At 73.3% G+C, this 18,623-nt stretch carries 16 protein-coding genes and 1 tRNA gene; 11 read left to right on the top strand and 6 right to left on the bottom strand.

Annotation, left to right across the window (positions count from 1 at the left end):
- Window positions 1-41 precede the first annotated feature (41 nt).
- Window positions 42-129, bottom strand: a tRNA-Leu gene (locus ACFWJO_RS11105).
- 218 nt (window positions 130-347) lie between these two features.
- Here ACFWJO_RS11105 and ACFWJO_RS11100 point away from each other — a divergent pair.
- The 3 genes from ACFWJO_RS11100 (at window position 348) to ACFWJO_RS11090 (ending at window position 3,023) form a co-directional block, all read left to right on the top strand.
- Window positions 348-1,673, top strand: a complete 1,326-nt coding sequence (locus ACFWJO_RS11100; RefSeq protein ID WP_386864416.1) for a M20/M25/M40 family metallo-hydrolase — start codon at window positions 348-350, stop codon at window positions 1,671-1,673.
- A gap of 139 nt (window positions 1,674-1,812) precedes the next feature.
- A complete protein-coding gene (gene chpH / locus ACFWJO_RS11095) occupies window positions 1,813-2,046 on the top strand; it encodes a chaplin ChpH (protein WP_345489987.1) in 234 nt (77 codons plus the stop codon).
- A 116-nt stretch (window positions 2,047-2,162) separates the two neighbouring features.
- Window positions 2,163-3,023: a chaplin gene (locus ACFWJO_RS11090; RefSeq protein WP_386864415.1), complete on the top strand. Its 861-nt coding sequence runs from the start codon at window positions 2,163-2,165 to the stop codon at window positions 3,021-3,023.
- Between the two features lie 58 nt (window positions 3,024-3,081).
- Here ACFWJO_RS11090 and ACFWJO_RS11085 read toward each other — a convergent pair whose 3' ends face one another.
- Window positions 3,082-3,270, bottom strand: coding sequence for a DUF5703 family protein (locus ACFWJO_RS11085; protein ID WP_128983151.1), 189 nt, complete (start codon window positions 3,268-3,270; stop codon window positions 3,082-3,084).
- 47 nt (window positions 3,271-3,317) lie between these two features.
- On the opposite strand from ACFWJO_RS11085, the gene ACFWJO_RS11080 reads away from it, so the two are divergent.
- On the top strand, window positions 3,318-3,950 hold the full coding sequence (locus tag ACFWJO_RS11080; RefSeq protein ID WP_386864414.1) for a hypothetical protein: 633 nt from the start codon (window positions 3,318-3,320) through the stop codon (window positions 3,948-3,950).
- 83 nt (window positions 3,951-4,033) lie between these two features.
- Here the strand turns inward: ACFWJO_RS11080 and ACFWJO_RS11075 are convergent, their stop codons facing one another.
- Window positions 4,034-6,277 carry a helix-hairpin-helix domain-containing protein gene (locus tag ACFWJO_RS11075; RefSeq protein ID WP_386864413.1) on the bottom strand — a complete coding sequence of 748 codons (2,244 nt, stop codon included), beginning with the start codon at window positions 6,275-6,277 and terminating at the stop codon, window positions 4,034-4,036.
- Window positions 6,274-7,260, bottom strand: a complete 987-nt coding sequence (locus ACFWJO_RS11070; RefSeq protein WP_386864412.1) for an aldo/keto reductase — start codon at window positions 7,258-7,260, stop codon at window positions 6,274-6,276. Before ACFWJO_RS11070 ends, ACFWJO_RS11075 begins: the two co-directional genes overlap by 4 nt.
- A 186-nt stretch (window positions 7,261-7,446) precedes the next feature.
- Between ACFWJO_RS11070 and ACFWJO_RS11065 the strand changes: the two genes are divergently transcribed.
- Window positions 7,447-8,496, top strand: coding sequence for an LLM class F420-dependent oxidoreductase (locus tag ACFWJO_RS11065; protein ID WP_386864411.1), 1,050 nt, complete (start codon window positions 7,447-7,449; stop codon window positions 8,494-8,496).
- 269 nt (window positions 8,497-8,765) lie between these two features.
- Window positions 8,766-9,551, top strand: a complete 786-nt coding sequence (locus ACFWJO_RS11060) for a ferritin-like domain-containing protein (protein ID WP_386864410.1) — start codon at window positions 8,766-8,768, stop codon at window positions 9,549-9,551.
- 27 nt (window positions 9,552-9,578) lie between these two features.
- On the opposite strand, the gene corA is transcribed toward ACFWJO_RS11060, so the two are convergent.
- Window positions 9,579-10,571, bottom strand: a complete 993-nt coding sequence (gene corA, locus ACFWJO_RS11055) for a magnesium/cobalt transporter CorA (protein WP_386864518.1) — start codon at window positions 10,569-10,571, stop codon at window positions 9,579-9,581.
- Window positions 10,572-10,667: 96 nt separating this feature from the next.
- On the opposite strand from corA, the gene ACFWJO_RS11050 reads away from it, so the two are divergent.
- The 5 genes from ACFWJO_RS11050 (at window position 10,668) to ACFWJO_RS11030 (ending at window position 17,445) form a co-directional block, all read left to right on the top strand.
- Window positions 10,668-11,357, top strand: coding sequence for a histidine phosphatase family protein (locus tag ACFWJO_RS11050; RefSeq protein ID WP_386864409.1), 690 nt, complete (start codon window positions 10,668-10,670; stop codon window positions 11,355-11,357).
- A 116-nt stretch (window positions 11,358-11,473) separates the two neighbouring features.
- On the top strand, window positions 11,474-12,064 hold the full coding sequence (locus ACFWJO_RS11045; protein WP_386864408.1) for a DUF3090 domain-containing protein: 591 nt from the start codon (window positions 11,474-11,476) through the stop codon (window positions 12,062-12,064).
- Window positions 12,028-12,882, top strand: a complete 855-nt coding sequence (locus tag ACFWJO_RS11040) for an SCO1664 family protein (protein ID WP_386864517.1) — start codon at window positions 12,028-12,030, stop codon at window positions 12,880-12,882. The genes ACFWJO_RS11045 and ACFWJO_RS11040 overlap by 37 nt, the downstream gene beginning before the upstream one ends.
- Window positions 12,883-13,047: 165 nt before the next feature.
- Window positions 13,048-14,277 (top strand): cysteine--1-D-myo-inosityl 2-amino-2-deoxy-alpha-D-glucopyranoside ligase, encoded by a 1,230-nt coding sequence (gene mshC / locus ACFWJO_RS11035; RefSeq protein ID WP_384414524.1) that lies wholly within the window; start codon window positions 13,048-13,050, stop codon window positions 14,275-14,277.
- A gap of 111 nt (window positions 14,278-14,388) precedes the next feature.
- Entirely contained in the window at window positions 14,389-17,445 is a 3,057-nt protein-coding gene (locus tag ACFWJO_RS11030; protein ID WP_386864407.1) for an NPCBM/NEW2 domain-containing protein, read from the top strand.
- A gap of 87 nt (window positions 17,446-17,532) precedes the next feature.
- On the opposite strand, the gene ACFWJO_RS11025 is transcribed toward ACFWJO_RS11030, so the two are convergent.
- The gene (locus ACFWJO_RS11025; RefSeq protein WP_386864406.1) at window positions 17,533-18,570 is read right to left on the bottom strand and encodes a PAC2 family protein; all 1,038 of its coding nucleotides are present in this window, start codon (window positions 18,568-18,570) and stop codon (window positions 17,533-17,535) included.
- Between the last annotated feature and the right edge of the window lie 53 nt (window positions 18,571-18,623).

The following is an 18,623-nucleotide window of genomic DNA, read 5'->3' as shown; positions in this document are numbered from 1 at the left end:
CGTAAAGAAGAAAAGACCCCACGTGATGTGGGGTCTTTCGCTGGTGTCCGAGGGGGGACTTGAACCCCCACGCCCGATAAAGGGCACTAGCACCTCAAGCTAGCGCGTCTGCCATTCCGCCACCCGGACAGGTGTTTCGTCTTCCGGCCGCTGGGCCCTTCCGACGAGGAAAACCATAGCAAACATCTGGAGGGGCCGATCACCACCCTGGCCCCGGCCGCCTCGGGCGCATCCACCGTGTCAGGAGTGTGTCGGCCGGGAGCCGCCCTTGGGCGGGGGCGGGGGAGCGCGGGAGGATGGGGTGATCACACAGCAAGCACGTGGGGCACGTAGTGGGAGGAAGCAGCGTGAGCGAGTCGAACACCGGCCGTGGCGTCACCGGCGAGGACGAGGTCGTCGACCTGTGCCGGGACCTCATCCGCATCGACACCAGCAACTACGGCGACCACTCCGGTCCGGGCGAGCGGGCGGCGGCAGAGTACGTCGCGGAGAAGCTCGCGGAGGTCGGACTCGAGCCGAAGATCATCGAGTCGCACAAGGGACGGGCCTCCACCGTCGCCCGGATCGAGGGCGAGGACCCCTCGCGGCCCGCCCTGCTCATCCACGGCCACACCGACGTCGTCCCGGCCAACGCCGAGGACTGGACCCACCACCCCTTCTCCGGCGAAGTCGCCGACGGCTGCGTGTGGGGCCGCGGCGCCGTCGACATGAAGGACATGGACGCGATGACCCTGGCGGTCGTCCGCGACCGGCTGCGCAGCGGCCGCAAGCCGCCGCGTGACATCGTCCTCGCCTTCCTCGCCGACGAGGAGGCCGGCGGCACCTACGGCGCCCGTTACCTGGTCGACAGGCACCGTGACCTCTTCGACGGCGTGACGGAGGCGATCGGCGAGGTCGGCGGCTTCTCCTTCACCGTGAACGAGAACCTGCGGCTCTACCTGGTCGAGACCGCCCAGAAGGGCATGCACTGGATGCGGCTGACCGTCGAGGGCACCGCCGGGCACGGCTCCATGACCAACGACGACAACGCCATCACCGAGCTCTGCGAGGCCGTCGGCCGGCTCGGCCGTCACCAGTGGCCGGTGCGCGTCACCAAGACCGTGCGGTCCTTCCTGGACGAGCTCTCGGACGCCCTCGGCACCCCGCTCGACCCCGAGGACATGGACGCCACCCTCGCCAAGCTCGGCGGCATCGCCAAGATGGTCGGCGCCACCCTGCGCAACTCCGCCGCCCCGACCATGCTCGGCGCCGGCTACAAGGTGAACGTCATCCCCGGCCAGGCCACCGCGCACGTCGACGGCCGGTTCCTGCCCGGTTACGAGGAGGAGTTCCTGGCCGACCTCGACCGCATCCTCGGCCCGCGCGTCAGGCGCGAGGACGTGCACGGCGACAAGGCCCTGGAGACCAGCTTCGACGGCGCCCTGGTCGACGCCATGCAGCTGGCCCTGCGCGCGGAGGACCCGATCGCCCGGGCCGTGCCGTACATGCTCTCCGGCGGCACCGACGCCAAGTCCTTCGACGACCTCGGCATCCGCTGCTTCGGCTTCGCGCCGCTCCAGCTGCCGCCGGAGCTGGACTTCGCCGGCATGTTCCACGGCGTCGACGAGCGCGTCCCGGTGGACGGGCTGAAGTTCGGCGTCCGCGTCCTGGACCGCTTCATCGACGCGTGCTGAGGCCCGCCCGAATCGACCGCGCGTGCACCGATTACCGGAAAGAGTGAATGGCCGAGGTGTCTCGTTGCCCCCTCGATTCCCCCTCGTTACAGGTGGTGCGGTCCGAGGCTGGGACCGCTTTTGCCAACAAGGAGGAATAATGATCAAGAAGGTCGTCGCTGCTGCGGCTGCCACCGGCGGTCTCGTTCTCGCGGGTGCGGGCATGGCCGTTGCCGACGCGGGTGCCCAGGGTGCGGCCATCGGTTCCCCCGGTGTCCTCTCGGGCAACGTCGTCCAGGTTCCGGTCCACGTCCCCGTGAACGTGTGCGGCAACACCGTCACCATCATCGGGCTGCTGAACCCCACCTTCGGCAACACCTGCATCAACGCCTGACGTTGAGCCTCGACCCCTCGAGGGTCCGAGCCAAGGCCGGCCCCGGAGTGCGTGCCATGCACTCCGGGGCCGGTGGCCATTTCGTCACGAGCCGAAAAGGCAGGTAATCAGCAAAAATGCGACAGGTCACACGCATCATCACCCGCAAGAGCATCGTCACCGTCGCCGCGGCGGGCGGCATGATCGCCCTCGGCGGCGGTTACGCCCACGCCGGCTCGGGAGCGAGCGGTACGGCCTCCGACTCGCCGGGCGTCGCGTCCGGCAACACCGTCCAGGCCCCGGTCCACGCGCCGGTCAACGTGTGCGGCAACACGGTCTCGGTGATCGGGTTGATGAACCCGGCCACGGGCAACTCCTGTGCCAACACCGGCACGGACGGGTCCGGCGGCTACGGCGACGAGGGGGGCTCCGGCTCCTCCGCCGACGGCCACGCCTCCGACTCGCCGGGCGTCGGCTCCGGCAACACCGTCCAGGTCCCGGTCGACGCCCCCGTGAACGTGTGCGGCAACAGCGTCAACGGCGTCGGCGTGGGCAACGCCGCCGGCAACAACGACTGCGGCTACGGCGTCGAGCCGACGACGCCGGGCAACCCGGGCAACCCGGGGAACCCGGGTGGGCCGGAGACGCCCGGCAACCCGGGGAACCCGGGCGGGCCCGGGACGCCGGGGAACCCCGGCAACCCCGGTAACGAGGGCGAGCACCCGGGCAACCCCGGAAACCCGGGTACGCCCGGAACGCCGGGGACGCCGGGCACGCCCGGCAACGAGGGCGGGCACCCCGGAACGCCGGGGGCGCCGGGCACGCCCGGCAGCTCGTACGGGCCGAACACGCCCGGTACGCACGCCGTCACGCCGAGCAGTCCCACCGAGGAGCTCGCGCACACCGGAGCGGGACCGCTCGGTCTCGCCGTCCCGGCCGGCGCGGCCCTGCTCCTCGCCGGCTCCGTGATCTACCGCCGGTCCCGCCGCACCGCCTGACCCGTCCGGAAAACGGCAGGGGCCCCGCACCGCGGGGCCCCTTCTGCTTCTTCTGTTCTCACCAGGTGGCGCGGGTCTGGCGGATGATGCGCCGCCGCAGCCGCACCCTGCGGCTGCCGTCGCGGCGCAGGCTCAGGCGGTCCAACTCCCAGTGTCCGTACTCGGCATGGTCGGTCAGAAGCCGCGTCGCCTCCTTGCGGGAGACGCCTCGCGGCACGTACACGTCGACAAATTCGTATTCCGGCATCGCATCTATTGTGCGGCCAAGGGCCCGGTACGGATAGCGTCTGTCCTATGTCTGATGCTGCGCAGCCCACCGCTGCCGAGGTACGCGCCGCCGCCGAGGCGGTCAAAGCCGCACTGGACCGTCACCTCGCGGCGGTCGAACGCCGCACCGGGGACGACGACCCGGCCGTCTACGAGGCCTTCAACGCGCTCGCCACGGCGGCGGAGGCGTACGACGAGGCCCTCTACGACCGGTACGACGAGGTCACACCCTTCGAGATCCCGGGCGCCGACGACTCCCTGCCGCCCTACGCGGGCCCGGACGAGCCGCACGCCGTGAGCGTGCTGATCCGTCGCGACTACGCGGTGGTGGAGCCGCAGCGCCTGATCGCCCAGGCCCGCCGGGTCACCGATCTCGAACGGGAGGAGGGCCCCGGGACCACCCACGCGGCGCTCGGCGTCGTCTTCGGCGAGTACGAACCTGACGAAATCGCGTCCCGTCACAAGGAATTCGGTCTGGAGGAGGGCGACTCCACGCTCTGGGTCGAGGCCGCCGAGGAACTGCCCGAACCGGGGGAGTGGCTGCACGCCCCCTTCGACCAGGCCGACCCGGAACGGATCGTGTGCCGCTTCGACATCAGCACTGTCTTCGACGACGAGGTGGACGAGGAGGAGCTGGAGGAGCAGGTCCGCCGGGCCTGAGCCACCGGCCACCACCTGCCGGGCCCCGTAGACGGCGCGCGCCCTTCCCGCGGAGATCGGGGAGGGCGCGCGCCGTCTTCACGTCACGCCTCGGCGTCCTCCTGCAGCAGCGCCTCCAGGAGCGGACGCAGCCGCGTCGTGCGCTCCGGGTCCCGGCCCTCGGCCACCGCCCGAGGCAGCGCCTGCTCCACACCGTGGACGACCGACAGATGGCGCTCCGCGCGCCCGAACGCCGTGTACACCCAGGACCGGGTCAGGCCTCCCGCCGCGTCGCCGGGCAGCACCACGACCGCGGCCGGCCAGCGCGCCCCGACCGCCTGGTGCGCGGTGAGCGCCCAGCCGTGGCGCAGGGCGGACTCGACCCGCTCCTTCGCCACGACGACCTTCTCGCCCTCGCAGTCCAGGTGCAGGCCCTCGGCGTCGGCCGAGACGACCGTGCCGACCCGGGTGCGGCCCGGGGCGGGGGAGTGGGCCACCCGGTCGCCCGGGTCGTAGCCGCCGAAGCGGCCCGGGCCCGGGTTGAGGCGCTCCTTGAGCGCGGCGTTCAGGGCGCGGGTGCCGGCCGAGCCGCCGTGGCCGACCGTGATCACCTGGGTCTGCGCGGCCGGCACGCCGATCGCCCGCGGGATCGAGTCGGCGACCAGCTGCACCGTGCGGTGCACCGCCTCGCCGGCGTCCCGGACCGGGACGATGACGACCTCCTTGCCCGGTGCGGCCACCTGGTTCAGCTCTCCGACGCCGATGCCCGACACCAGCTCGCCCACCGGGCCCGGGTCGGGCACCCGGGAGGCGATCTGCGGGGCGACCCGGGCCGCGAGCAGATCGGCGAACACCCGGCCGGGACCCGCCGGGCCGAGCACGTGCGGATCGCCGCTGAGCACCAGCCGGCAGCCGTCGGGCAGCGCCTCCACGAGCGAGGCCGCGCTCTCCACGTCGAGCTGCGGCGCGTCCAGGACGACCAGCAGGTCCAGGGCGAGGCTGCCCTCCGCGTCCCGGCCCGGACCGGCCGCGCCGGACAGCAGCGCGGCCACCGGCACCGCCCCGTCCCGGGCCGTGTGCGCCGCGAGCGCGACCCGCAGACCCCGTGCGCGGGCGGCCTCGGCGAGCGCGGCCGGCTCGGCGCGGGCGGCCTCGCCGCCGGTGTGGAGCACGAGGCCGTGGGCGCCCGCCGCCCGGGCCAGTTCGGGGCCGTCCCACTCCGCGGCCTCGACCGTACGGATCAGGCGGGCGAGACCGTCGGCCAGGCTCTCCTCCGCGAGCGCGAAGCGCTCCAGTCCCAGCAGCACCGGCGTCCCGGGGCGCGGCTGCTCCCCGGCCTCCTCGCCGTCCTCCCCGGTCTCCTCCGGCTCCTCGTCCTGTTCCTCCTCCTGGAAGACCAGCACCGCGGCCTCGGAGACCGCGAGGTCGACGGCCTTGTCGGGCTCGGGCACCGAAAGCCTGGCGAGCCCGTCCCGTACGGCGCCGATCTCCAGGGCCGTGTGCCCCTTCAGGGCCGCCTGGTCGAGGAGCCAGGCGGTGAGCGCGACCACCCGGCGCGGGTCGGCGGGGCCGCACTGCGGGCCCAGCAGCGCCCGCGCGAAACCGTCCGCCTGCTCGGACCGGACGCCCGGCACCGCGAGCAGCTGCCACGGGTCGTCCTCCAGCGCCCGGGCGGCGCCCTCGCCGAGGACCGCGGCGACCTGACCGGCGAGCGCCTCGGGCGCGCCGCCGCGCGCGAGGACCTGTCGCACGGCCGCCGTGGTCTCCTCGGTGACGAGCGGCGCCTCGGGCACCGGCGGGCGCACGGTCGTCTCGGGGGCCGCCGCCGGTGCGGGCCGGGCCGGCTCGGGCGCCTCGACGCGCGGCACCGAGACCGGCCTGGCGCCGCTCTCCACCGCCCGCACCGCCGCGAGGAGATCCGCGGCCGTGCCCGTCAGCTTCCCGCCAGCCTCCACGGGCGAGCCGCGCTCGGCCTTGCGCCGCTCGATCTTCTCCCGCAGCTCCCGCTGCGCGGCCAGCTCCGCCTGCGCCTCGGACAACGCGGACGCGCCGGCACCCTCCGCACCGCCCTCGCCCGCACCCGCATCCGAGCCTTCGCCCGCACCGGAGCCCTCGGCCGTACCCGAGCCCGCACCCGTACCCGAGCCCTCGGTACCGTCCGCGCCCTCGGCCGTACCCGACGCCTCGGCCGTATCCACGCCCTCGCCCGCACCGGAGCCCTCGCCCGGCGCCCCGTCGGTCTCCGGAGCCGCCTCGGGTGCGTCCGGCGGGCCCGAGGACGGTTCGGGGGTGTCGGTGGCGGTCTCGGTCGCCTCGGGCGGCGCGGTGTCGCCGGAAGGCTCGGTCACAAGGTGCTCCAGTCGTGATCCGGGTAGCGGTGCACGGGCGCCGACACGTCGTCGAGGGCCCGGCAGATCTCGTCAGGAAGACTAAGGCTCTCCACTGACAAAGCCGCCGCGAGCTGCTGCGCGTTGCGCGCGCCGACGATCGGGGCGGCGACGCCGGGCCGGTCGCGGACCCAGGCGAGGGCGACCTGGAGCGGCGTGGTGGCGAGGCCGTCCGCCGCCGTGGTGACCGCGTCCACGATCCGGCTCGCGGCGTCGTCCAGATACGGCTCGACGAACGGCGCGAGCGCCTCCGAACCGCCCCGCGAGTCCGCCGGAGTGCCGTGCCGGTACTTCCCGGTGAGCACTCCGCGCCCGAGCGGCGAGGAGGGCAGCAGCCCGATGCCCAGGTCGAGCGCGGCCGGCAGCACCTCGCGCTCGACGCCCCGCTGGAGGAGCGAGTACTCCATCTGCGTCCCGGCGAGCCGGGTGCGGTCCCCGGCGTGCTGCCAGGTCCCGGCCTTCGCCAGCTGCCAGCCGCAGAAGTTGGAGACGCCCACGTACCGCGCCCGGCCGCTGCGCACGGCGATGTCGAGGGCCTGGAGCGACTCCTCGAGCGGGGTGTACGGATCGAAGGCGTGCAGCTGCCAAAGGTCCACGTAGTCCGTGCCGAGCCGGGCGAGCGAGGCGTCGAGCGCGGCGAGGAGGTGGCCGCGCGAGCCGTCCGTGCGCCGGTCGGGGTCGGGCACGCTGCCGGCCTTGGTCGAGATCACCAGGTCGCTGCGCGGGATCAGGCCCGACCTCTCGTCCACGAGCCGCCCGAGCAGGTACTCCGCCTCGCCGCCCCCGTACACGTCCGCGGTGTCCACGAGCGTGCCGCCCGCGTCCCAGAACACCTTCAACTGCTCGGCGGCGTCGTGCTCGTCGGTGTCGCGGCCCCAGGTGAGGGTGCCGAGCCCGAGCCGGGACACGCGCAGGCCGGTACGTCCGAGATGCCTCTGCTCCATGGCCGCGAGATTACTGGCCACGGCACCACGCGGAGAGACCCTGTGGACAACCTGTCCACAGGCTGCCCGTTCGAACCCCGTCGACCCGGCAGGCGCCCCGCTCCCGGCCGGCTCCTGACGAATGCCGGGACCGCGCGCTAGAGTCCCCGGCACAGAGACGTTACCGATGGGTAAGGGGTACGTGGCATGCGGCTCGGCATCAACCTCGGCTACTGGGGCGCGGGCATGGACGGCGACAACCTCGCCGTGGCCCAGGAGGCGGACCGCCTCGGCTACGACGTCTGCTGGGCGGCGGAGGCCTACGGCTCCGACGCCCCGACCGTGCTCTCCTTCGTCGCCGCCAGGACGGAGCGGATCGACATCGGCTCGGCGATCATGCAGATCCCGGCCCGGCAGCCCGCCATGACGGCCATGACCGCCGCGACCCTCGACTCGCTCTCCGGCGGCCGCTTCCGCCTCGGCCTGGGCGTCTCCGGCCCGCAGGTCTCCGAGGGCTGGTACGGCGTCAAGTTCGACAAGCCGCTGGCCCGCACCCGCGAGTACGTGGAGATCGTCCGCCGCGCGATGTCCCGCGAGCGCCTCACGTACGAGGGCGAGCACTGGACCCTGCCGCTGCCGGACGGCCCGGGCAAGCCGATCAAGCTCACGGTCCACCCGACCCGCCCGTACATCCCGCTCTACATCGCCGCCATCGGCCCCAAGAACCTGGAGCAGACCGGCGAGATCGCCGACGGCGCCCTGCTGATCTTCCCGGCCGCCGAGCACCTGGAGGAGACGGCGCTGTGCCACCTCCGCGCGGGCCGCGAGAAGGCCGGGCTCACCATGGACGGCTTCGACGTCCACCCGACGCTGCCCCTCGCCCTCGGCGACGACATCGACGCGCTGGCGGACGTCTTCCGCCCGTACACCGCGCTCTACGTCGGCGGCATGGGCAGCCGCAAGCAGAACTTCTACAACCAGCTCGCTCAGCGCATGGGTTACGAGAAGGCCGCCGCCGAGATCCAGGAGAAGTACCTGTCCGGCGACAAGGCCGGTGCCGCCGCGGCGGTGCCGCGCCAGCTCATCGACCAGACCACCCTGCTCGGCTCCGTCGAGCGGGTCGCCGACCGCATGAAGGCCTACGCGGCGGCCGGCGTGACGACCCTGACGCTGGCCCCGGCCGGCTTCACGCTCGACGAGCGGATCGCGGCGCTGAGGGCCGGTGTCGAGGCCCTGGAGCGGGCCGGACTCGCGTGAAGGGTCCGCCCGGGCAGGCCTCCGGGCCGGGTCCCGGGCAAGCCTGCGGCCGTGGTGGGGGCTCGGGGGTCTTCCCCGCCACGGCCGTCACGCAGCACAACGCGTGAGCGCGCCCCGGGGTTACGGGCCGCGGCGCGGCCCGCCCGCCGCGGCCCGTACGTCGTTCGGCCCAGCGCCCGCCGTCCTCCTGTTGCCCGTCCCGGCGCGGCGGTCTTGACTCGTACTCCACGGGCGTGCGGCGTGCGGACGTCCGCATGGAGGTGGCACCCATGCTTTCGGCCAAGAGCCTGTTCCAGGAAATCATCGACAACGACGAGTCGTTCCGGCTCTTCTGTTCCATCGCCGCCAGCGGCGAGGCGCAGGGCGGCTGGGAGAACGGGCGCATCGCCGCCCTCGTCGCACCCGGCATGCGGGAGATGGCCCCCAAGATCGCCCGGCACGGCGCCGACGAGGACAAACACGGCCGGATCTTCAACGCCCTGCTGAGGAAGCGCGGCCTCGATCCCGTACCCGTACCGCCCGAGACCGACTACACGATGCTGCTGGAGAAGCGCGGGATCGGCCTCGCGCACGACAAGCTGCGCCGCGACGAGCCGCTGACCGAGCGGGACATCGTCGTCTACCTCAGCCACAGCCGGGTCACCGAGCAACGGGCCGCCGACCAGATGGACATGCTGGTCAAGTACTTCGGGGACCACCCCGAACTGGGCAAGGCCATCCACATGATCGACCACGACGAGACCAACCACCTCGCCTACTGCCACGAGGAGCTGCTCCGCCTCAACCACGCGGGGCACGGCCGCCTCATCCAGCGCACCCTGCGGGAGTCCGCGCTCGTCGAGATCCAGGTCTACCGGGACGTCAGCCTCGCCGTGATGAGCCACATGGGCCGCATCCTGCGGTGGCCGAGGGCGAAGGCCGCCGCCCTCGCCGCCGGCGTCCACGGCATGTACGCGTACGAGCGGGCGGCCGGCTGGCACCGGATGGTGGGCCTGACGATGCCCGAGCGGCGCGACGCCCTGGGAGGGCCCGCGACGCCCGCCCCGGCCTTCTGAGGCACCGGCTCCGCCCGCGTCCCGTCCCTACATCCAGCCGCGCCGCTTGAACAGCCGGTACAGGCCCAGGACGGTCCCCGCCATCAGCAGGAGCAGCGCCGGGTACGACCACACCCAGCGCAGCTCCGGCATGTGGTCGAAGTTCATGCCGTAGATCCCCGCGACCATCGTGGGGACCGCGGCCATCGCCGCCCAGGCCGAGATCTTGCGCATGTCGTCGTTCTGCCGCACGCCCATCTGCGCCAGGTGCGCCGACAGCACGTCCGACAGCAGCCGGTCCAGGCTCTCCACCTGCTCGTTGGCGCGCAGCAGATGGTCCTGCACGTCACGGAAGAACGGCATGGCCTTGTCGTGCACGAAGGGCACCGTGCCCGTGGCGAGCCGGGCCATCGGCGCGGTCAGCGGGCTCGCCGCCCGGCGGAACTCCAGGACCTGCCGCTTGGCCGTGTAGATCCGCTCCGCGGTCCGCTTCGGGCTGCCGCCGGACGGCGCGAAGACGTCGGCCTCCAGCTCCTCCAGGTCGATCTGGAGTTCCCCGGCGACGTCGATGTAGTGGTCCACGACCGCGTCGCTGATCGCGTACAGGACCGCGGTGGGCCCGTGCCGGAGCACGTCCGGCGTTGCCTCCATGCGCTTGCGCACCGCCGTCAGCGGGCTGCCGGCCCCGTGCCGCACGGTCACGACGAACGAGTCGCCGACGAAGACCATCACCTCGTCCGAGCTGACCCGGTCGCTCTCCGGCTCGTACACCACCGGCTTGAGCACGACGAACAGGCAGTCGTCGTACACCTCCAGCTTGGGCCGCTGATGCGCCTTCAGGGCGTCCTCCACGGCCAGCGGGTGCAGCGCGAACTCCGCGGAGACGTGCCCGAACTCGGCCTCGGTCGGCTCGTACAGGCCCACCCACAGGAACGCGTCCCCGCTCGACCGAGCCTCCGCCAGCGCGTCCGACAGGTCGGCGGGGCTCTCCATCCGCTGCCCGCGCCGATAGATGGCTGAGTCCACGATCACCCGCCGTATTCTCCCCCCACCGCCGCCGGACCGCATCCCCGCGGGGACGCGGTCCGCCCGCTCGGGCGTCCCCACGCGCGCGTGCCTGCGCCTACGCTGGCCCCCATGGCCACCCTGATCCTCGTACGGCACGGACGCTCCACCGCCAACACCTCCGGGGTGCTCGCCGGACGCACGCCCGGGGTCGCGCTCGACGAGCGCGGCGCCGCGCAGGCCGTCGAGCTGCCCGGGCGGCTGGCCGGAGTGCCGCTCGCCGCCGTCGTCTCCAGTCCGCTCCAGCGCTGCCACGAGACCGTGCGCCCGCTGCTCGACGCCCGCCCCGGGCTTTCGCTGCACACCGAGGAGCGGATCAGCGAGTGCGACTACGGCGACTGGTCGGGCCGCAAGATCGCCGAGCTCATGGACGAGCCGCTGATGCAGGTCGTCCAGGCGCACGCCTCGGCCGCGGTCTTCCCCGGCGGGGAGTCCATGCGCGCCATGCAGGCGCGGGCGGTGGACGCGGTGCGCGACTGGAACGCCCGGATCGAGGCCGAGCACGGCGAGGACGCCGTCTACGCGATGTGCTCGCACGGCGACATCATCAAGGCGATCGTCGCCGACGCCCTCGGCCTCCACCTGGACCTCTTCCAGCGGATCCAGGTCGACCCCTGCTCGGTCACCGCGATCCGCTACACGCGCCTCCGTCCCTTCCTGCTCCGCCTCGGCGACACCGGCGACCTGTCCGCCCTCGCCCCGCGCGAGACCGCCGGCGGACAGGGGGAGGCCGAGGTCGGGGGCGGTGCGGGCGCACCGTGATCCATCCGCGCAGTAGGGTGGACGCGCCGCTGTAGCGCCGTTCCGCGACACCGGCGGCCACGAGAGCAGCGTTCACGACAGCAGCACCACAGCCGAGAGCCAAGGGAGTCAGGAACGTGTCCCGTCAGGTGTTCCTCTACGACCCACCGGAGCGTTTCGTGGCCGGCACGGTCGGGCTGCCTGGCCGCCGTACGTTCTTCCTCCAGGCGTCCGCGGCCGGCCGGGTCACCAGCGTCGCCCTGGAGAAGACCCAGGTCGCGGCCCTCGCCGAGCGGATCGACGAACTGCTCGACGAGGTCGTGCGCCGTACCGGCGGCAACGCCCCCGTGCCGGCGGTGGCCCCCGCCGACATCACGGACACCGCCCCGCTCGACACCCCCGTAGAGGAGGAGTTCCGGGTCGGCACCATGGCGCTCGCCTGGGACGGCGAGGAGCAGCGGATGATCGTCGAGGCGCAGGCGCTCGTCGAGCTCGACGCGGACTCCGAGGAGGACCTCGCCGAGGCCGAGGAGCGGCTGCTCCAGGACGAGGAGAACGGCCCGCCGATGCTGCGGGTCCGGCTGACCGGCGCCCAGGCCCGGGCCTTCGCCAAGCGCGCCCTCGACGTGGTGAACGCCGGCCGGCCGCCGTGCCCGCTGTGCAGCCTGCCGCTCGACCCCGAGGGCCATGTCTGCCCGCGCCAGAACGGATACCGTCGCGGCGCATGAGCAGCCATCAGGCCCCCGCGACGCCCACGACTCCCGCGGTCCTCGAACTGCTCGGCCGCGGCGAGCTCACGGTCCGCGGCCAGGTCCGCGAGGCGTCCAACGCGGTGCTGTTCTGCTCCGTCGCGTACGAGGGCGAGGAGACGGCCTGCGTCTACAAGCCGGTCGCCGGGGAACGCCCGCTGTGGGACTTCCCCGACGGCAGCCTCGCCCGCCGCGAGGTCGCCGCCTTCGAGCTGTCCGAGGCCACCGGCTGGGGCCTGGTCCCGCCGACCGTGCTGCGGGACGGGCCGTACGGCGAGGGCATGGTGCAGCTGTGGGTCGAGGCCGACCCGGAGGCGGCCCTGCTCGCGCTGGTCGAGGACGAGGAGCCGGGAGAGGGCTGGAAGGCCGTCGGCCCCGCCCAGGTGGCCGAGGACCGCACGGCGCTGCTCGTCCACGCCGACAGCCCGCAGCTGCGCCGGCTGGCCGTTCTGGACGCCGTCATCAACAACGGCGACCGCAAGGGCGGGCATCTGCTGCCAGGACCTGACGGACATCTGTACGGGATCGACCACGGCGTCTCCTTCCACGTGGACGACAAGCTGCGCACCCTGCTGTGGGGCTGGGCGGGCGAGGAGCTGACCGAGGAGGCCGTCGCCGTGCTGGCCGGTCTCGACGCGCGGCTCGCGCCCGGCACTCCACTGGCGGAACGGCTCGCGGCGCTGCTGACCGCCGCCGAGGTGGACGCCCTGCGGGCGCGGGTCGCCCGGCTGCGCGTGACCGGGCGGCATCCCGTACCGTCGGGGCGGTGGCCCGCGATCCCCTGGCCGCCGGTGTAGCGGCGGGTGTTGCCCGGCGGACCGATGCTTTTCCGCCAACCTCCCGCGGACGCGCCACACCCCCTAGGGGTATGCACGAACGGCTCTGACCCGCAAGACCGCCTATTCGGTCAAGATCCCGGGTGCGGTTCGTATCCGGAACACCTGTCCGGTTACGCTCAGGACATGCATGCCTGGCCCGCTTCTGAGGTCCCCGCCCTGCCCGGCAAGGGCCGCGACCTCCGGATTCACGACACGTCGACCGGCGGACGAGTGACCCTCGACCCCGGCCCCGTCGCCCGTATCTACGTCTGCGGCATCACGCCGTACGACGCCACCCACATGGGGCACGCGGCGACCTACAACGCGTTCGACCTCGTGCAGCGCGTGTGGCTCGACACCAAGCGGCAGGTCCACTACGTCCAGAACGTCACCGACGTGGACGATCCCCTCCTCGAGCGGGCCGTCCGCGACGGCATCGACTGGGTCGGCCTCGCCGAGCGCGAGACCGCCCTGTTCCGCGAGGACATGACCGCCCTGCGCATGCTGCCCCCGCAGCAGTACATCGGGGCCGTCGAGGCCATACCGGGCATCGTCCCGCTGGTCGAGCGGCTGCGGGACGCCGGTGCCGCCTACGAGCTCGACGGCGACATCTACTTCTCCGTCGAGGCCGACCCGCACTTCGGTCAGGTCTCGCACTACGACACCGCGCTGATGCGCCACCTGTCCGCCGAGCGCGGCGGCGACCCGGACCGGCCGGGCAAGAAGAACCCGCTCGACCCGATGCTGTGGATGGCCGCCCGCGAGGGCGAGCCCAGCTGGGACGGCGCCAGCCTCGGCCCCGGCCGCCCCGGCTGGCACATCGAGTGCGTCGCCATCGCCCTCGACCACCTCGGCATGGGCTTCGACGTCCAGGGCGGCGGCTCCGACCTGATCTTCCCGCACCACGAGATGGGCGCCTCGCACGCCCAGGCCCTCACCGGCGAGTTCCCCATGGCCAAGGCGTACGTCCACGCCGGCATGGTCGCCCTGCACGGCGAGAAGATGTCCAAGTCCAAGGGCAACCTGGTCTTCGTCTCCAGGCTCCGCAGGGACGGCGTCGACCCGGCCGCCATCCGGCTCTCCCTGCTCGCCCACCACTACCGGGCCGACTGGGAGTGGACCGACCAGGTCCTCCAGGACGCCGTCGCCCGCCTGGGCCGCTGGCGCGCCGCCGTGTCGCGCCCCGACGGCCCGTCCGCCGACGCGCTCGTCGAGGAGATCCGCGAGGCCCTCGCCGACGACCTGGACGCCCCGGCCGCGCTCGCCGCGGTCGACCGCTGGGTCGCGCTCCAGGACGCCGAGGGCGGCACCGACGAGTCCGCCCCCGGACTCGTCTCGCGTGCCGTCGACGCGCTGCTCGGCGTCGCCCTGTAGCCGTCCGGGCGACGCCTCCGGCTCGCCCGACCGCCCTCGGACTTCCACGGAAGTCCGGGGGCGGTCCTTTTTGTCCTGTCGCCACGCTCGAATCTGCGCTAGATAGGCCCCATGCAATCATCAATGCGCATGAGAGCTGCAGTCGCCGGCACACTCCTCGGCCTGCTCGCCGTCTTCGCCGGACCCGGAAGCCCCGCGTCCGCCGAGCCGTCCGACACCACCGTCGGCGCGGTCACCGGCTTCGCCGCCGACGGGTCCGTCTACCGCCTGACCGCGGGCCACGCGGAGGCCCGGGTCAGCTTCGTCTCCGACGAGACCTTCCGCATCGAACTCGCCCCCGACGGAAAGTTCACCGACCCCACCGGCCACGACATCGTCCTCCCGCAGGGCCCGCCGCCCGCCACCCGCTGGGTCGACCGCGGCGACCGCTACGAACTCAGCACCGCCCGGGTGACCCTGCGCGCCTACAAGTCCCCGCTGCGCTTCGCCGCGCTCCGCGCCGACGGCACGCCGCTGTGGACCGAGACCCAGGGCCTCACCTGGAACCAGGACCGCACCGTCCAGACCCTGGCCCGCGGCGCCGACGAGCAGTTCTACGGCGCCGGCATGCAGAACGGCCGCGGCAACACCTCCCACCGCGGCAAGACCGTCGAGGTCGGCGTCGACTACAACTGGAACGACGGCGGCCACCCCAACTCCGTCCCGTTCTACCTCTCCTCGGCCGGCTACGGCGTCTACCGCAACACCTACGCGCCGAACACCTACGCCTTCGGCGAGCCCGTCACCACCACCGCCCGCGAACAGCGCTTCGACGCCTACTACTTCGCCGGTGACGGCGAGGACGCCCTCAAGGACGTCATCGGCCAGTACACCCGGCTCACCGGCAAACCCTTCCTCCCGCCCGTCTACGGGCTGGAGATCGGCGACGCCGACTGCTACCTGCACAACGCCAACCGCGGCGAACGCCACACCCTCGACGCCCTGAAGGTCGCCGACGGCTACGTGCAGAACGACATGCCCAACGGCTGGATGCTCGTGAACGACGGCTACGGCTGCGGCTACGAGAACCTCGCCGAGACCGCCCAGGGCCTCCAGCAGCGCGGCATGCAGCTCGGCCTGTGGACCGAGGACGGCCTCGACAAGCTCGCCGACCAGGTCAGGGCCGGCCAGCGGGTCGCCAAGCTCGACGTCGCCTGGGTCGGCGAGGGCTACAAGTTCGCCCTCGACGGCTGCAAGGCCGCCCACGCGGGCATCGAGGCCAACAGCACCGCGCGCGGCTTCACCTGGGCGCCCGAGAGCTGGTCCGGCGCCCAGCGCTGCGGAGTCCAGTGGTCCGGCGACCAGTCCGGCAGCTGGGAGTACATCCGCTGGCAGATACCCACCTACGCCGGCGCCTCCATGTCCGGGCTCGCCTACACCACCGGCGACGTCGACGGCATCTTCGGCGGCAGCCCCCGGACGTACACCCGTGACCTCCAGTGGAAGACCTTCCTCCCGGTCACCATGACCATGGACGGCTGGGCCGCCCACGACAAGCAGCCCTTCCGCTACGGCGAGCCCTACACCTCGATCAACCGGGCCTCGCTCAAGCTCCACGAGGCCCTGCTGCCGTACATCTACTCGCACGCCCACCGGGCCACCGAGACCGGCGTCGGCCTCGCCCGGCCCCTCGTCCTCGAATACCCCGATGACCCGGTGGCCGCCTCCGACGCCGCGAAGTACGAGTTCCTGAGCGGCGAGGACTTCCTCGTCGCGCCCGTCTACAAGGACGCCGTCGAGCGCGACGGCATCTATCTCCCCAAGGGCACCTGGATCGACTACGCGAACGGGCGCACCTACGAAGGCCCCGTCACCCTCGACGACTACAGCGCCCCGCTCGACACCCTGCCCCTGTTCGTCCGGGCCGGCGCCGTCGTCCCCATGTGGCCCGGCGGCATCCGCTCGGCCACCGACCGCAGGCCCGGCGACCCGATCGCCTGGGACGTCTACCCGCAGGGCACCTCCTCCTTCGAGCTGTACGAGGACGACGGCGTCACCCGCGAACACCGCTCCGGCCGGTACGCCACCCAGCGCGCCGACGTGACGGCCCCGCGGCGCGGAGCCGGCGACGTGACCGTGCGCATCGGCGCGAGCGTCGGCGACCACACCGGCAAGCCGGCCGCCCGGCCCTACCACTTCACCGTCCACACCGGCGACGCGCCCGGCGCCGTCACCCTGGGCGGCCGCGCGCTGGCCCGCCACACCACGAAGGCCGCCTTCGAGGCCGCCACACAGGGCTGGTGGTACGACCGCGACGACCGCGGGGGAGTGGTCCGGGTCAAGACCGCCGCCCAGCCCACCGACCGTGCCTTCACCCTCGTCCTCAGCGGCACCAGCGCCGTCGGCGGGGCCGTGCCCGGCGCCGCCGCCACCCTCACCGCGCCCGCCGGCCAGGAACTGGGCGCCGGCGTGCCCGGCACCGTCGCCGTGGACGTCACCGCCGGCACCAGGGACGCCACCGCGGTCGAGGTCGGCCTCGACGTCCCCGCCGGCTGGCAGGTCGCCCCGGCCGCGCCGATCGCCCGCGTCCCGGCCGGCACCACCCGGCGCGTGGAGCTCGCTGTCACCCCCGCCGCGGACGCCGCCCCCGGCGAGGCCACGCTCACCGCGACCGCCCGGCACCGCGCGGCGGGCGCGGACCTCACCGCGAGCCTGCGCTTCGCCGCCGGGGTCATGCCGCCACCGCCCACCGCGCCCGCCTGGGCGAGCGACCTCGTCTGGCTGAAGTCGGCCAACGGCTGGGGCCCGCCCGAACGCGACCGCTCCAACGGAGAGTCGGGCGCCGCCGACGGCCACACCCTCACCCTGGCGGGCACGACCTACGAGAAGGGCATCGGCGCCCACGCCGACTCCGACATCGAGGTCTACCTCGGCGGCCGCTGCACCTCCTTCACCGCCGACGTCGGCATCGACGACGAGATCGCCGGCTACGGAGACGTGGCCTTCTCCGTCGAGGCCGACGGCAGGGTGCTGTGGACCTCGCCACGGGTGACCGGGGCCTCGGCCACGGTCCCGGTGGACGTCGACGTGACCGGCGCCCGCCACGTCCACCTGAGGATCACCGACACCAACGGAACGAAGAGCGGCGACCACGGGGACTGGGCGGCCGCCCGGTTCGACTGCGCCTGACGTTCCCGGTCGTGGTGGGGCGTCCGACCACCACGGGCAGGGAGGACGCGTACGGGAGGGGCGGTCGCGCCGCCCCTCCCGTACCGGTCACTCCTCGGCGTCGTCGCCGTCCGGCTCCTCGCCCCGGTCCGCGTCAGAGCTCCCTTGCGGATCCGGGTCCGCGCCGGGGACCGCCTCCGGACCCGGCTGCTGCGGCTTCGGCGGACGGGTCCGCTCGCCCGGACCGTCCCTCAGGTACGAGGTCTCGCCGCCTTCGGTCGCCACCCCGGGCCCCGGACCCTGGCCCGGGTCGCGGCGCCGCAGATAGCGCTCGAACTCGCGGGCGATGGCCTCTCCGGAGGCCTCCGGCAGCTCCGCCGTGTCCCGCGCCTCCTCCAGGGTCTGCACGTACTCGGCGACCTCGCTGTCCTCGGCTGCCAGCTGGTCCACGCCCAGCTGCCAGGCTCGCGCGTCCTCCGGCAGTTCGCCCAGCGGGATGTGCAGGCCGATCAGGTCCTCGAGGCGGTTGAGCAGCGCCAGCGTCGCCTTCGGGTTCGGCGGCTGCGACACGTAGTGCGGCACCGCCGCCCACAGACTCACCGCCGGGACGCCGGCGTGGGTGCAGGCCTCCTGGAGGATGCCCACGATGCCCGTCGGGCCCTCGTAGCGGGTCTCCTCCAGGTCCATCGTGCGGGCCAGGTCGGGGTCGGAGGTGACGCCGCTGACCGGCACCGGCCGGGTGTGCGGGGTGTCGCCGAGCAGCGCGCCCAGGATCACCACCATCTCCACGCCCAGCTCGTGGGCGAAGCCGAGCAGTTCGTTGCAGAACGAACGCCAGCGCATCGACGGCTCGATCCCGCGCACCAGGACCAGGTCCCGGGGCTTCTCGCCGCCGATCCGCACCACGGAGAGCCGGGTCGTCGGCCAGGTGATCTTCCGGACGCCGCCGTCCAGCCACACCGTGGGCCGGTTGACCTGGAAGTCGTAGTAGTCCTCGGCGTCGAGCGCCGCGAACACCTCGCCCTTCCACTCCCGGTCCAGATGGGCGACCGCCGCGGAGGCGGCGTCACCGGCGTCGTTCCACCCCTCGAACGCGGCCACCATGACCGGGTCGATCAGCTCGGGAACCCCCTCGAGCTCGATCACCCAGCGCCTCCTTCGTCGAAGTTCCTGTCGTACGGACCAACCTTACGGCTTTC

The organism is Streptomyces sp. NPDC127092 (genome assembly GCF_042722475.1).
Classification (GTDB): Bacteria; Actinomycetota; Actinomycetes; order Streptomycetales; family Streptomycetaceae; genus Streptomyces.
This window is presented reverse-complemented; position numbering and strand designations above follow the sequence as displayed.